The sequence below is a fragment of the Vibrio sp. NFR genome (genome assembly GCF_027587095.1).
Taxonomy (GTDB): Bacteria; Pseudomonadota; Gammaproteobacteria; order Enterobacterales; family Vibrionaceae; genus Vibrio; species Vibrio harveyi.
The window spans coordinates 85,368-98,153 of the sequence record NZ_JAPPTN010000005.1 but is presented as its reverse complement, the minus strand read 5'-3'; the positions used below and the strand labels follow the sequence as shown (position 1 = coordinate 98,153).

The 12,786-nt window shown below is 46.3% G+C and carries 14 protein-coding genes; 9 read left to right on the top strand and 5 right to left on the bottom strand.

Annotated elements, in window-relative coordinates:
• Nucleotides 1-9: 9 nt before the first annotated feature.
• On the top strand, nt 10-825 hold the full coding sequence (gene phnX / locus OH463_RS11160) for a phosphonoacetaldehyde hydrolase (RefSeq protein WP_213889620.1): 816 nt from the start codon (nt 10-12) through the stop codon (nt 823-825).
• A gap of 80 nt (nt 826-905) precedes the next feature.
• Here the strand turns inward: phnX and OH463_RS11155 are convergent, their stop codons facing one another.
• Nucleotides 906-1,934: a LacI family DNA-binding transcriptional regulator gene (locus OH463_RS11155; RefSeq protein ID WP_005442357.1), complete on the bottom strand. Its 1,029-nt coding sequence runs from the start codon at nt 1,932-1,934 to the stop codon at nt 906-908.
• Between the two features lie 248 nt (nt 1,935-2,182).
• Here OH463_RS11155 and OH463_RS11150 point away from each other — a divergent pair, with 248 nt between their 5' ends.
• Genes OH463_RS11150 through OH463_RS11140 form a run of 3 tightly spaced genes read left to right on the top strand, consistent with a single transcriptional unit; the run spans nt 2,183 to nt 4,239 of the window.
• The gene (locus tag OH463_RS11150) at nt 2,183-2,626 is read left to right on the top strand and encodes a PTS sugar transporter subunit IIA (RefSeq protein ID WP_038898189.1); all 444 of its coding nucleotides are present in this window, start codon (nt 2,183-2,185) and stop codon (nt 2,624-2,626) included.
• A gap of 59 nt (nt 2,627-2,685) precedes the next feature.
• Nucleotides 2,686-2,973 carry a PTS sugar transporter subunit IIB gene (locus OH463_RS11145; protein ID WP_005374080.1) on the top strand — a complete coding sequence of 96 codons (288 nt, stop codon included), beginning with the start codon at nt 2,686-2,688 and terminating at the stop codon, nt 2,971-2,973.
• Between the two features lie 9 nt (nt 2,974-2,982).
• Nucleotides 2,983-4,239, top strand: coding sequence for a PTS ascorbate transporter subunit IIC (locus tag OH463_RS11140; RefSeq protein ID WP_005384349.1), 1,257 nt, complete (start codon nt 2,983-2,985; stop codon nt 4,237-4,239).
• A gap of 192 nt (nt 4,240-4,431) precedes the next feature.
• Here OH463_RS11140 and OH463_RS11135 read toward each other — a convergent pair whose 3' ends face one another.
• Entirely contained in the window at nt 4,432-4,794 is a 363-nt protein-coding gene (locus OH463_RS11135; protein WP_038895857.1) for an ATPase, read from the bottom strand.
• Nucleotides 4,795-4,803: 9 nt separating this feature from the next.
• Entirely contained in the window at nt 4,804-7,179 is a 2,376-nt protein-coding gene (locus OH463_RS11130; protein ID WP_269991258.1) for a S8 family serine peptidase, read from the bottom strand.
• A 434-nt stretch (nt 7,180-7,613) separates the two neighbouring features.
• Here OH463_RS11130 and OH463_RS11125 point away from each other — a divergent pair, with 434 nt between their 5' ends.
• The gene (locus OH463_RS11125) at nt 7,614-8,873 is read left to right on the top strand and encodes an SGNH/GDSL hydrolase family protein (protein WP_086028266.1); all 1,260 of its coding nucleotides are present in this window, start codon (nt 7,614-7,616) and stop codon (nt 8,871-8,873) included.
• A gap of 127 nt (nt 8,874-9,000) precedes the next feature.
• Nucleotides 9,001-9,840 (top strand): DUF3626 domain-containing protein, encoded by an 840-nt coding sequence (locus tag OH463_RS11120; RefSeq protein WP_269991257.1) that lies wholly within the window; start codon nt 9,001-9,003, stop codon nt 9,838-9,840.
• Between the two features lie 8 nt (nt 9,841-9,848).
• On the opposite strand, the gene OH463_RS11115 is transcribed toward OH463_RS11120, so the two are convergent.
• On the bottom strand, nt 9,849-10,352 hold the full coding sequence (locus OH463_RS11115) for a hypothetical protein (RefSeq protein ID WP_005445419.1): 504 nt from the start codon (nt 10,350-10,352) through the stop codon (nt 9,849-9,851).
• 217 nt (nt 10,353-10,569) lie between these two features.
• Here OH463_RS11115 and OH463_RS11110 point away from each other — a divergent pair, with 217 nt between their 5' ends.
• On the top strand, nt 10,570-10,890 hold the full coding sequence (locus OH463_RS11110; protein ID WP_005445420.1) for a DUF4377 domain-containing protein: 321 nt from the start codon (nt 10,570-10,572) through the stop codon (nt 10,888-10,890).
• 34 nt (nt 10,891-10,924) lie between these two features.
• On the top strand, nt 10,925-11,344 hold the full coding sequence (locus OH463_RS11105) for a DUF6559 family protein (protein WP_269991256.1): 420 nt from the start codon (nt 10,925-10,927) through the stop codon (nt 11,342-11,344).
• A gap of 137 nt (nt 11,345-11,481) precedes the next feature.
• Here the strand turns inward: OH463_RS11105 and OH463_RS11100 are convergent, their stop codons facing one another.
• Complete coding sequence (locus OH463_RS11100; protein WP_005445422.1) at nt 11,482-12,021, bottom strand: NUDIX domain-containing protein; 540 nt, start codon at nt 12,019-12,021, stop codon at nt 11,482-11,484.
• 259 nt (nt 12,022-12,280) lie between these two features.
• Between OH463_RS11100 and OH463_RS11095 the strand changes: the two genes are divergently transcribed.
• On the top strand, nt 12,281-12,772 hold the full coding sequence (locus OH463_RS11095; protein ID WP_047516277.1) for a hypothetical protein: 492 nt from the start codon (nt 12,281-12,283) through the stop codon (nt 12,770-12,772).
• Nucleotides 12,773-12,786: the final 14 nt, after the last annotated feature.

Genomic DNA, 12,786 nt, shown 5'->3' with positions numbered 1-12,786 from the left:
GGATTGAACATGAACAACTCACCAATTCAAGCAGTGATCTTTGACTGGGCTGGCACTATCGTCGATTTCGGCTCTTTTGCGCCAACTAGCATCTTTGTGGAAGCATTCAAACAAGGCTTTGATTTTGAAATCGACCTTGAAGAAGCGCGCGAACCAATGGGACTTGGTAAGTGGGATCACATCCAAGCTGTGGGTCGCATCCCTGCGGTTGATAAGCGTTGGAATGAGAAGTTTGGTCGCTCAATGACCAGCGAAGACATCGACACTATCTACGCAGCATTCATGCCTCTGCAAAAAGCAAAAGTGGCAGACCATGCAGACCCAATCCTTAATGCGATTGAAGTTGTAAACGATCTGAAAGACAAAGGCATCAAGATCGGTTCTTGTTCTGGTTACCCTCGCGAAGTGATGGATGTGCTGATTCCTGTTGCAGCGGATTACGGCTACAAACCGGATTACGTGGTAGCAACGGATGACCTACCTCAAGGTGGTCGCCCGGCACCATTTATGGCACTGAAGAATGTGATTGAGCTGAATGTAACTGACGTTAATGCGTGCATCAAAGTGGATGACGCAGCACCGGGCATCGATGAAGGTCACAACGCTGGTATGTGGACCGTTGGCTTGCTGCTGTCTGGTAACGAAGCAGGTCTGACGTTTGAAGAATACCAAGCTGCGGACGAAGCAACGCTTAATGCTGCTCGTGAAAAAGCGCGTGCAAAATTGATCAAGAGCTCGCCGCATTACCTCATCGACACCATTGCTGACTTCCCTGAAGTGGTTACAGATATCGAACGTCGCCTAGCGGCAGGTGAGCGTCCTTAGTCGACAGTCACTATTCTCACGCATAAAAAAACCTCTCAGCATCGAGAGGTTTTTTGTATCGCGGGTTGTCGCTAATCAAATTAGTTGATCGCAGTACTCGCTCGACGTTTTAGCTTAAAGCCCATGTCCGTTGCGTGCTCTACGGGCTCACCTTTAATGGCTTGCAGTAACTTGTCTGCAGCTTTCGTCCCCATGCGTTCGTAGTCGAATTCCGCACAGGTCAAACTTGGATAGGCGTGCTCACCCATGGAAGAGCCTTCCAAACAAATAATCGCAATGTCGGTCGGGACTTTCAGCACGCGGCGATGACACTCAAACAATGCGCCAATCGCAATCTCTTCATGGCTACATACCAGAGCATTCAAACTTGAATCGCGCAGCAATAGTTTTGCCAATCCTTCCGCACCTAATTGTGAAGATGGCGCTTCGTGCGTGGTTAAGAAATGGTCCGGCGCAAGGTAGTTCTCAATCATCGCGCTTTGCCAGCCGTGTAGCTTACGTTGCAAAGTGGAGTGATCCCCACGTGCCCCAATGAAGCCCACGTTCTTGAAGCCTTGCTCAATCACGTGTTTGGTACAGGCTTTACCCACCTCAAAATGGTCAACACCGATATTGAGATAACTGGCTTTCGAACTTAACTCAGCAATTTCCAATACTGGCGTATTCGAGGCTTCCAACAGTTGATTAGTACGTTGGCTGTGTTCATTACCAAATAACACCACTCCGGCTGGGCGGCTCTCAAGAAATGTCGAAAGCAGTTTCTCTTCTTGTTCTACCGAGTAGTCGCTGTAACCAAGCAGCAACTGGTAACCCGCTTTGTTCAACGCTTGTTGAAAGCTCGGTAAGAAAAGCGCGCACGCTTTTTCAAACAAGGAAGGAATGATAAGAGCGATGGAGTAGCTTTCAGCAGACGCCAAAGCCCCTGCCGCTTTATTCGGGATATAGCCGAGCTCATCAACCACTTGTTGAATCTTTTCTCTCAGCTTGTCAGATACTAGCTCGGGCGTTCGTAATGCTCGCGACACCGTCATGGTGCCTACGCCAGCTTTTTTAGCGACGTCCGCCAAGGTGACATTGCCAGTACTTCTTCGTTTGCGAGGTTCGCTCATTGTTCTTATTTAGTGTTCTCTATTTTCTGCCGCGACATCTTACCACAGCGTTTTAGTGGTTTTGATATTAGCGCATTAGAAGTCGATCACAAGCATATGAAACTCGGATGACTGATAAAAATGGTAGCGCTATCACAAATTATGATAGCGCTATCAGATAGCGCTACCATTTGTGATCATTCTCAGGTTTTTCTGACAAATTGATCGATAAAGTACCCATCAACAAAACAACAAACCGGAAAGATCCAATGCTACGTGAACTGATTACCTCTGATGTGATTCGCATCCATTCTGATGCTACTGACTGGAAAGATGCGGTGAGCAAATCCTGTGAAGCACTGATTGAAAATGGCGCGATTGAGCCAAGCTACGTGGACGCTATTTACCGCTCACACGAAGAGCTCGGTCCTTACTACGTGGTAGGTCCTGGTATGGCAATGCCACACGCTCGCCCTGAAGATGGCGTTAACCGTTTGTCTCTTGCAATCACAGTGATTCAAAGCGGCGTGAACTTCGATTCTGAAGGTAACGATCCAGTAAAAATGCTGGTTACGCTAGCCGCGACAGACAGTAACTCGCACGTGGATGCGATTTCTAAACTGGCAGAGTTGTTTATGAATGAAGAGCATGTAGAAGCCATCTGCACCGCTCAAAACACACAAGATGTTCTCGCGATCATCGAAAAATACTAACTCCTGATGTGCCCTTAAAAAATGGGCATACACCCCTATAAAAAGAAAAGGTCTGAATTATGAAAATTATGGTTGTTTGCGGTCACGGTCTTGGTACTAGCCTAATGATGGAAATGAGCATCAAAGGCATCGTGAAAGAATTGAATGTAAACGCAGAAGTGGATCATATCGATCTAGGTTCTGCAAAAGGTACGGATTGTGACATCTTCATCGGTACTAACGACATCGTTGAACAGTTGAACGCACTTGGCGTTGAACCACGCATCGTTGCGCTTGATAACATGGTCGACAAAGTGGCAATGAAAGAGCGTCTATCTGTGGCACTTCAAGAGCTTGGCGCTCTATAAGGTGGCGTTATGGAATTCTTCAGTTTCTTAATGAACGATGTCCTATCAGAGCCGGCGGTTCTGGTAGGTCTCATCGCCCTAATCGGCTTAATTGCCCAGAAAAAACCGGTCACTGAGTGTATTAAAGGTACAGTAAAAACCATTCTTGGTTTCATCGTGCTTGGCGCGGGTGCAGGTCTGGTTGTAACTTCTCTGGGTGACTTTGCGACAATTTTCCAACACGCATTTGGCATCACTGGCGTGGTTCCAAACAACGAAGCTATCGTCTCTATCGCGCAAGAAGCGTTTGGTAAAGAGATGGCGATGATCATGTTCTTCGGTATGTTAGTGAACATTCTGATCGCTCGCTTCACTCCATGGAAATTCATCTTCCTAACGGGTCACCACACACTATTTATGTCGATGATGGTAGCAGCAATCCTTGCTTCTAGCGGCATGAAAGGTGTTCCACTGATCGCGCTTGGCTCTCTGGTTGTGGGCTCTGTGATGGTGTTCTTCCCTGCGATTGCTCACAAGTACATGAAGCAAGTAACAGGTTCTGACGACGTTGCGATTGGTCACTTCTCTACCCTTTCTTACGTACTAGCGGGCTTTATTGGCAGCAAGTTCGGTAATAAAGAACACTCTACTGAAGAGATGAACGTACCTAAGAGCTTGTTGTTCCTACGTGATACGCCAGTGGCAATCTCGTTCACCATGGGCATCATCTTTATGGTGACGTGTATCTTCGCTGGCGGTGACTTTGTACGCGAAGTCAGCGGTGGTAAACACTGGTTCATGTTCGCGCTGATGCAATCCATCACATTCGCCGGTGGTGTGTACGTTATCCTTCAAGGTGTACGTATGGTTATCGCAGAAATCGTTCCAGCGTTTAAAGGTATCTCAGACAAACTAGTACCAAACGCAAAACCTGCGCTTGATTGTCCGGTTGTATTCCCATACGCACCAAACGCGGTATTGGTTGGCTTCCTATCGAGTTTTGCAGCAGGTCTTTTGGGTATGTTCCTACTTTACGTGATGGGTCTTACTGTGATTATCCCTGGTGTCGTTCCACACTTCTTCGTGGGTGCTGCTGCAGGTGTATTTGGTAACGCTACAGGTGGTCGTCGCGGTGCAATCTTGGGTGCTTTTGCACAAGGTCTACTGATTACCTTCCTACCAGTATTCCTAATGCCAGTACTTGGTGACCTAGGCTTTGCTAACACAACCTTCAGTGACGCAGACTTCGGCGCTGTTGGTATCTTACTGGGTCTGATTGTTCGCTAAGTGGTTAGCTTGAATATGATTAGCTGAGAACTGGCTTGATTGATGCGGGAATAGGCTCATCGGCATCAATCCTAAAGAGTCTCTAGTCATAGCAAACGACGAACTTTAGAAGAAAGCAATCGTTGAAAGAAAACAAACGCCCCTCACGTGAGGGGCGTTTTTCTTTTTGGCACTATCTTAAGGAGGTTTGGTTTATTGAAACGTACTTCCGTTAGATAGCAGCTTTCTTGTCGGCTCTTGCTCGGTATATTCGACCGCATCGTGATCCGCGAGCTTATCGACTTCCGCCTGTTCACCCACCACAACCAACACGTGTTGTTTCACCAGAGCGTCGACCACTTCAATGTTGTGCTGACGAAGAAGCGCTCTCACTTCGCTCTCTTTTCCTTCATGATACTTAACAAAGTAACGTGCAGGTTGCTGCTCGGCTTGATCTTGGCGTTCATCCACGAGAGGAAATCCTTGATTGTTTGCCAAGCTGCTTGAGCTCAGTCCGATTGCCAATAGTGCGGTAGCGCCTACCGCAGACAAAGAAAGTAAGGTCAACTTCTTCATAGTCACTCCTTATTGAAAGGTCAGAGTCCAACTGTTGATGGTGCCTGTGTCTCTTCTGGCATTGTCCACCGCTTTAAGTTCCCATGTGCCTTGCGATTCAAAACCAGAGAAGTCCGCTTGGAAACTGGTTTTAATGTCGTTCGCACCACCACCCGCATTGTCGTGCAGTACTACTTGACCACCATCTGGTGACGTTAGCGTGACACGAAGATCGCCAATGTAGGTGTGAGTGATATCCAAGTCGATAGTCACTGAACCTGCATCGCCAGAGCGAGCCACATCTAATGGGCTTACGATACCTGCAGAGCTGTTGTCAGGAATTGCTACTGCATTCGAGTTGGTGTAGCTAGAAGGTGCAGAACCGCCACCTGATGAATCGCCCGAACCGTTATGCGCTGCTACAAGAGAAACACCAGAGTACGCGCTGTAGCCGTAAACCAATACTTCATATTGCCCTGCGCCAGATACGTTCAAGCTACAGCTTTCGCCATTACCGCCCGCCCATGAACGACAGTCGTAAGTGCTGGTGCTTGGTGTGCCATTAAAGCGCACGTAAAGGTCAGCATCACCAGAGCCACCACTCATGTTGAATGTCGCTTGCGTTGCATCCGCAGGGACGTCAAACACAAATACTGTGCTTGATTTGCTGCCGCCAGAAAGCTGCGTTTTCGCCACACCATTTTCTAGAACGTTGTCGTTGCCAGAGCCGCCGCCATCCGGACCATTACAGCCAGCATCTAAGTATTGTTTCGCAGCTTCAGCATTCACAAGACCATGACCAGTGCGGTTATCACGACCTGTTACGTCGATGTCCGTTGCTGTCTTGATCAGCGCGTTACGTACTTGCGCTGCGGTACAGGTTGGATGGTAGCTCCACACCAAACCCGCAACACCCGTTACGTGCGGCGTTGCCATCGAAGTACCGTTGTAGTACTCGTAGTCTTCACCTTTGGTGGTCGATACCGTGATGTCTTGACCAACATAGCCCAACAGCTCCTGACCGAAGGCACGATCAACCGTTACAGACACAATGCGCGCCGCGTTGTTTTGATCGACAAGGAAAGGATTCTGCAAACCCGGTAGCTCAGAGTTACTGTACACAATCGCCGCACTTGCGCCTGCGTTGTAACACGCTTGAACTGCATCGATTTCTGGGTAGTTGCCTGATGATTGGTTGCCCACACGCTCGGTCAAACAAATCTTGCCAGACATATCACCACAGCTGAAGCTGCTACCGGATACGTCACAGCTTGCCAGTGTCGCCGTGATAGAGCCGGCTACTGGATCAGGACCGTAACTGCCACCCGATTGGATCAAGCGGTTGTGAGGAACGATACCACGATCGAACTGGCTAACACCGTTCAAGCGAATGTCTGAAAGCTTACCCTCGCCCACTGTCACCGTAGATAGAATCGCTACGCCCGGACCTGCGATTTCAACTTGGTCTGTCGCTTGAGAGAACGCCGCGTGATCACGCTTATCATCCACTGCCGCAACCGACATAACTGAATCGTAAGATGCTGGGTAACTGTGCGCAGTATTACCATCGTTACCCGCAGCGGCAATCAGCAACACGCCTTGGTCGTAAATGGTTTGCAACGCGTTTTTCTCTGTCACACTCGACTGGCTACCACCAAGGCTCATGTTGACCACGTTCGCGCCGTTGTCAGCACAAGTTTGTACCGCTTTCACCAAGCTGGATGAGTAGCCCCAACCCGCTTCATTGAACACCTTAACAATGTGCAAATTCACGTTTTGGTTTGGCATAACGCCTTTGATGCCTTCCGTGTTGGCAATCGCGGCAATCGTACCCGCTACGTGTGTACCGTGAGCGTTGTTATTACCCGGAACACTCCAAGAACCGGTACCGCTATCATTTGTACCCGACACTCGGTTACCACTCAGATCGTTGTGCGCCAAATCGTAACCCGAGTCGATGATACACACGGTGCGATTCCCTGCATTTGAGTCATTCAGAAGCTGAGCATTCACCGCCTCATAGCCCCAAGGGATAGTCTCGCTTAACAGATAACGCGGTGGGTCAATTTCAACGTATTCCACGTCGCTGCGGTTACGCAGTTGCCCCAACTCCGAGTCTTCCATTTCCACGCTGTAAATCGCGCGATTTCCTAGCTTTTCCACTTTACGCGCTTTGAGCTGATCTAAGACCGACTCTTGCGCGATACGTGGTCCCCAGAATGAGTTCCCACCCAATGCTGAAGGACTGGACGTATCTTCTTTAAATTTGACGATGTATTTGGTCGGCAAGTTAGATTCGTCGAACCCCGTCAGAGGAGCCGCATGCACTGACATCGAAAATGTCAGTGCCACTGCAACGGCAGACAATGAAAACAAGCCATTTAATTTAGTTGTTGTGTGATGCATTTGCTCTATTCCTTTTTGAGCTGATTTTTATTCACTTTACGCTCATGAAAAATCATTCACCTATCATTAACATGAGCTACTCAGCTATAGATTATTTGTAAAAAAATCCAAACAATTGATTTTGTGAATGCATAATTGTTAATAAAAGATCATTTAATCAACAGATAAAGTGAACATCAAAAGAGAACCAATTTTCTTATAAAGCAATTACTTATTAACGCAAAAAGTGCATGTTAAATTAATGTTAGTGAGTAATTATTCTAGATTTTATAAAATTATGCTATTTACTAAATCTATTGAAAGTTGAACGCGGTACCAGAATTGACAGAATGAATAATTAGATATTTGACTAAGTAGGGTATTTACTCAGAATGAGGACGTTTGGTGAGATAAATTCTCACCTAAATCATGACGATAATCATCATAGAGAGTGAATCATGAATAAAACTATTACGTTACTTAGTGCATTATTACTACCACTAAGTTTTGCTCACGCTGCCGAGCCAACATTGTCTCCAGAGATGGTCAGTGCCTCTCAAGTAAGAAGCGCGCAAGCGAAACAAACTTACACTTATGTCCGCTGCTGGTACCGCACCAGTTATTCAAAAGATGAACCTGCAACCGATTGGGAATGGGCAGAAAATCCAGACGGCAGTTACTTCACGCTTGATGGCTACTGGTGGAGTTCGGTTTCTTTCAAGAACATGTTCTACACAGACACACCGCAAAGTGTTATCAAGCAACGTTGTGAGCAAACTCTGGACCTAGCAAATGAAAACGCTGACATCACCTTCTTTGCAGCCGATAACCGTTTCTCCTACAACCATACTATCTGGAGCAACGACCCTGTCATGCAGCCAGACCAAATCAACAAGGTCGTAGCATTGGGTGACAGCTTGTCTGATACAGGCAACATCTTTAATGCATCACAATGGCGATTCCCGAATCCAAATAGCTGGTTCTTGGGACACTTCTCAAACGGTTTTGTGTGGACTGAGTACATTGCTCAAGCGAAAAACTTACCGCTATACAACTGGGCTGTAGGTGGCGCGGCAGGCGAAAACCAATACATCGCTCTGACTGGTGTAGGTGAGCAAGTTTCCTCTTACTTGGCATATGCGAAATTAGCGAAAAACTACAAGCCTGCTAATACCCTGTTTACCCTTGAGTTTGGTCTAAATGACTTCATGAACTACAACCGTAGCGTGCCAGAAGTGAAATCAGACTACGCGGAAGCCTTGATTAAACTGACCGATGCAGGTGCGAAGAACTTGTTGTTGATGACACTACCAGATGCAACACGTGCACCACAGTTTACCTACTCGACTCAAGAAGAAATCAACAAGATCCGCGCGAAGATCGTGGAAATGAATGAGTTCATCAAAGCACAAGCGGCGTATTACACTGCACAAGGCTACAACGTTACCTTGTACGATACGCATGCACTGTTTGAAAGCTTAACAGCAAATCCAGAGCAACACGGTTTTGTAAACGCGAGCCAAGCTTGCCAAGACATCAACCGCTCTTCATCGGTAGATTACCTATACCATCACTCATTGCGTTCTGAGTGTGCGTCTTCTGGCTCTGATAAGTTTGTATTCTGGGACGTAACACACCCGACCACAGCAACACACCACTACGTGGCAGAAAAAATGCTAGAAAGTACGAATCAATTGTCAAACCATCCTTTCTAAGCTAACGAAACTCATAGAACCTCTCTGTAGTCGAGAGGTTCTAATTGCCTTATTCCCATTCATAAGCCAGAGATTGTATTCGTCGTTCGAACTCGATAAGTTGAAAGAAAACTCTGAGGTCAACGTCATGCTCGAACATCCTTTAACTCAACGCGCTCTTGAAATCATTCGCTCGAAATCTGTTGGAGCACCTCAATCACATCCATTTTCGGTCACAATTAACTTCCATCCCGATCGTTTGACCTCTCAAGGCATACCTCTTCTCAAAGCAATTGCGCAAGACGGAAAGCTCAAATCTCAGTTTGAAACCGGTACAAGCAATGGCGGATTAACAGCTTATAAAGGCGGAGAGCGTTGGCGTTGGGAGCAACGCGTGTTTGATGGTGTGTACGACAATAGCCAACCAAATCAACGCCCAAAGTATGGCGCGTTAAACTTCTCAGGTTCAGAAGTTGGTGCTTCACCAAGATTTGGGTCGAGCTACTTCTTATTGAAACCAGAAATCACTAAGCGAGCGACATTTTGTTACCCAGATAGCTTCTTCGAGCCAGAGCACTTCGCCACCATTGAACGTGTTCAAGCCTTGTTGGATGAGTTAAACGCACAAGCGCCAGACAGGTTGGACGCCTATATCGAAACTCAAATCCACGGCGATTTGCGCTTGGAGAAAGATATTCGAGCCTTGGTGCTCGATCCTTCATTTAAAGGCACAGAGGTAGAAGATTATGCTCGCGATTTACCAGTTGAAATTCGTTGGCACAGTGGCTTTTGTGTCTCAATAGAAGACATCAATCTTTATCCAGACTACCGAGGACAAAACATTTTAGACATCGCAAATCAGGTTGCAGAAAATGGCATGCTAACACCACGTATCATTGGTGAAGCGGTAAAAGCAAAAGCGTTTGACGAGCAAGATTTGAAGAAAGTCTGGCACTACTTAGCGCGATTTGGGTTTGATTATCGATAAGCTAACGATTAAAAGCCACCAGCCCAGCTATCGAATTCATCAATCACATCTAGCTCTTTTTGAGTTCGAGGGCGAGGATAATAAGGTAGAGCAAGTAGCTTTTCTGACGGCATTAGCAACCAATCTGGTGACATCTTCATACGCACCAATTCTTGCTCCCCTTCACGACGCACAAACATATAATAACCATCAACGTGAGTATTGGCATAACTTGCGATTTGAACGATTTCTCCACTTGGCAGCTTTACTTTGCGTCCCAAAGGATAGAGACGATGCAACGCAAAACTCACATGCGCATCTTCAAGATAGCCCTTTTTGAATCGAGAGATGCCAATCGCAGTCGATGTTGTTCGATGAGACCAACCCGCCAATATCAACCCTTTGAGAGAATCTTTGAATGGCTGCCCTTTTGGCTCACCTTCATTGGAGATGAATTGCACCGTTAACGTGTCACCTTGCTCATCTAAAATTTGCAAAAATTGTTCACCAGTTTTATCTGCCAATAATTTCACGCTACTGCTCCGCCAAAGGTTGATGAATGAAATACTATATACAACTTGGCAAGAGCTAGCTATTACGCTGCATTGTTTTCCTTGAACTCGACTCAATGACAACGCTCTGAACCCTGCATCTTGAAATCACTTGGGTACAAAGCCCCTAACGCAAAGTTCAAGGTCGTTTTTCGTCAATCTTGCTATGATAATTTGGTCACTTTTTAAGGAACAAAGAATGAATCTAAAACACTATATTGTATTGCCTATGATGGCAGCGGTGCTGTTTGGTTGTGCTCAGCGCAATTCTGATGACACCATGAACACAATGACAATTCATGTCGCTCCTGAGCGTGTAGACTGCGTGGGTGTGGCTCCAATGAAGTGCATGGTCGTGGACGGTAACTACTTCTATGATCAAATTGACGGTTTTGAATTTGAACCCGGCTATGAGTACACCTTAAAAGTCAAACGCATCCAGCAATTTACTCCAGAGAATGCGCCAGCAGATACAAGTTTGTACCGATATGAACTCATTGAAGTACTAGAGAGACGATAGCCCAAGATTAACCGCCTGTTGAAAGGAAATCATTATGTTTGGAAGTTGGAAACGAAACCGCCAAATTCGAGAAATCGCAAAAGACATTACACCTAAACTCGTGCTCAAGTATGGTGAGAAAACGGATTACGCGAAGAAAGAGATCGATTGGGCACTCAAAGAAAATGGAAAAACAGACGACGCTTTCACCCTTCTCGCATACGGCATGTTCATTAACCAAACCACTTACGTGTCGATAGGGCTAAGCCAAGAGCTGGGTGAGCATGTTGAATTTCAATCAGAAGTCTCACTTGCCTTGTTTGACCAAGCGACAGATCTTGTAAGCGTCAGTGCTTTACTGACTTACGCAGAAATTCAGGACTACAACAAACAACAACCCGCCACCAATTCTGATGATTTCGATGCTGACAGCGGAGACTTTGGAGGAGACGGTGGTGATGGTGGCGGCGAATAACATCACGCCAACATCTGTGGTGATAAGCACCTGTGGCAACAAAAAGCGGCGCTAATTCATCCCTATAATAATCACGAAACGGCTCATCGCGAGCCTTTTGCCTTATCACCTTGGGTAACTTAATAGCTTCTTTTTGCTTATACCAAGCCTTTCAATTTTGCTAAACCATAAGCGGCAATGGTCACGCAGTCTTTGATTTCGCCGTCTATCATCATGCGCTCAAACGCTTCGACAGAAAACGAACGAGTGATCAAATCTTCTTCTTCGCTGTCTAGCTGATTGCCCACTTCAGACAACTCACTCGCGAAGTACACGTGGCAAGTCTGGTTTAAGAACCCGTAAGCGATGAACTGCGCACCAACGTACTCCATCTTATTAGCCTGCATGCCGGTCTCTTCACGAAGTTCACCTTTTGCTAGCTCAAGATGATCCGCATCTGGATTTGATTCCCACGCCCCTTGCGGGATTTCCCAACAACGTTGCCCTACGGTGTAACGAAACTGCTGTACTAAATGAATCACACCGTTATCGATAGCCAGAATCGCCGCACAGTCTGGCTTATCGACCACACCGTAAATGCCTTCGGCTCCGCTAGGACGTTGGATTTTATCTTCACGTACCGTCATCCATTTGTTTTGATACACCACTTTGCTGTCGAGCTGCTTGATGTCTGCCATGAGAGTCCTTACTGCTTGATTCTTCGAAATAACTTGTTGGATTAAGCGCCATTCTAACGCTGTTTGCGTGTCAGTTTGTAGACGGTTTTCAAATTCGAGGCGCTTATTTAAGTTCAATATGTCGCATAAAAATAATCATTCATCGCAATAATTCCAATGGCGCGAAATGGCAAGTTTTCCCACCGGGGAACTCATATAGTTAACCCATCGACGCAAGGCATGGCTTTGCAAACTTGTTCATTATTGATTGAGGGTTCTTATGAGCGCATCGGATAAAGTCTACGGTTTCAACACTCCACAGCGTCTGTTTGTTGGTTATACCTTGGCGGTATTGGTAGACCTTACGGTACTGAACTTCTATGACGAATACTGGGACTTTGTAACGATTGATTCGTTTACGATTTCTTTCGCCGCGGCATTGCTGCTTCAGTTGCTTTTGAAGCTGTCGATCAAAGCGGAACACAAAATTGCAGAGTACTTTAAATCGAAACCGGGCACGGCACCTAAGATTTATCGCGGTCTTTCGACTTACGTTATTTTGGTCGGTTCGAAGTTCGTGATGCTAGAAGCAATTAACATCCTATTTGGTGAAAAGGTTGACTTTAGTGGTCCTTGGAACGGTGTTGTAGCCTTCTTTGCGGTGGTGTTTACCATCCTGATTTCAGAGGTCATCGTCGGCAAGATTTACTTCAAGCTTGGTGAGAAAGAACGACAAGTACAAGGCGAATTGACTGAAAAAAACGCAAACTAATAAGCAAGATCGAT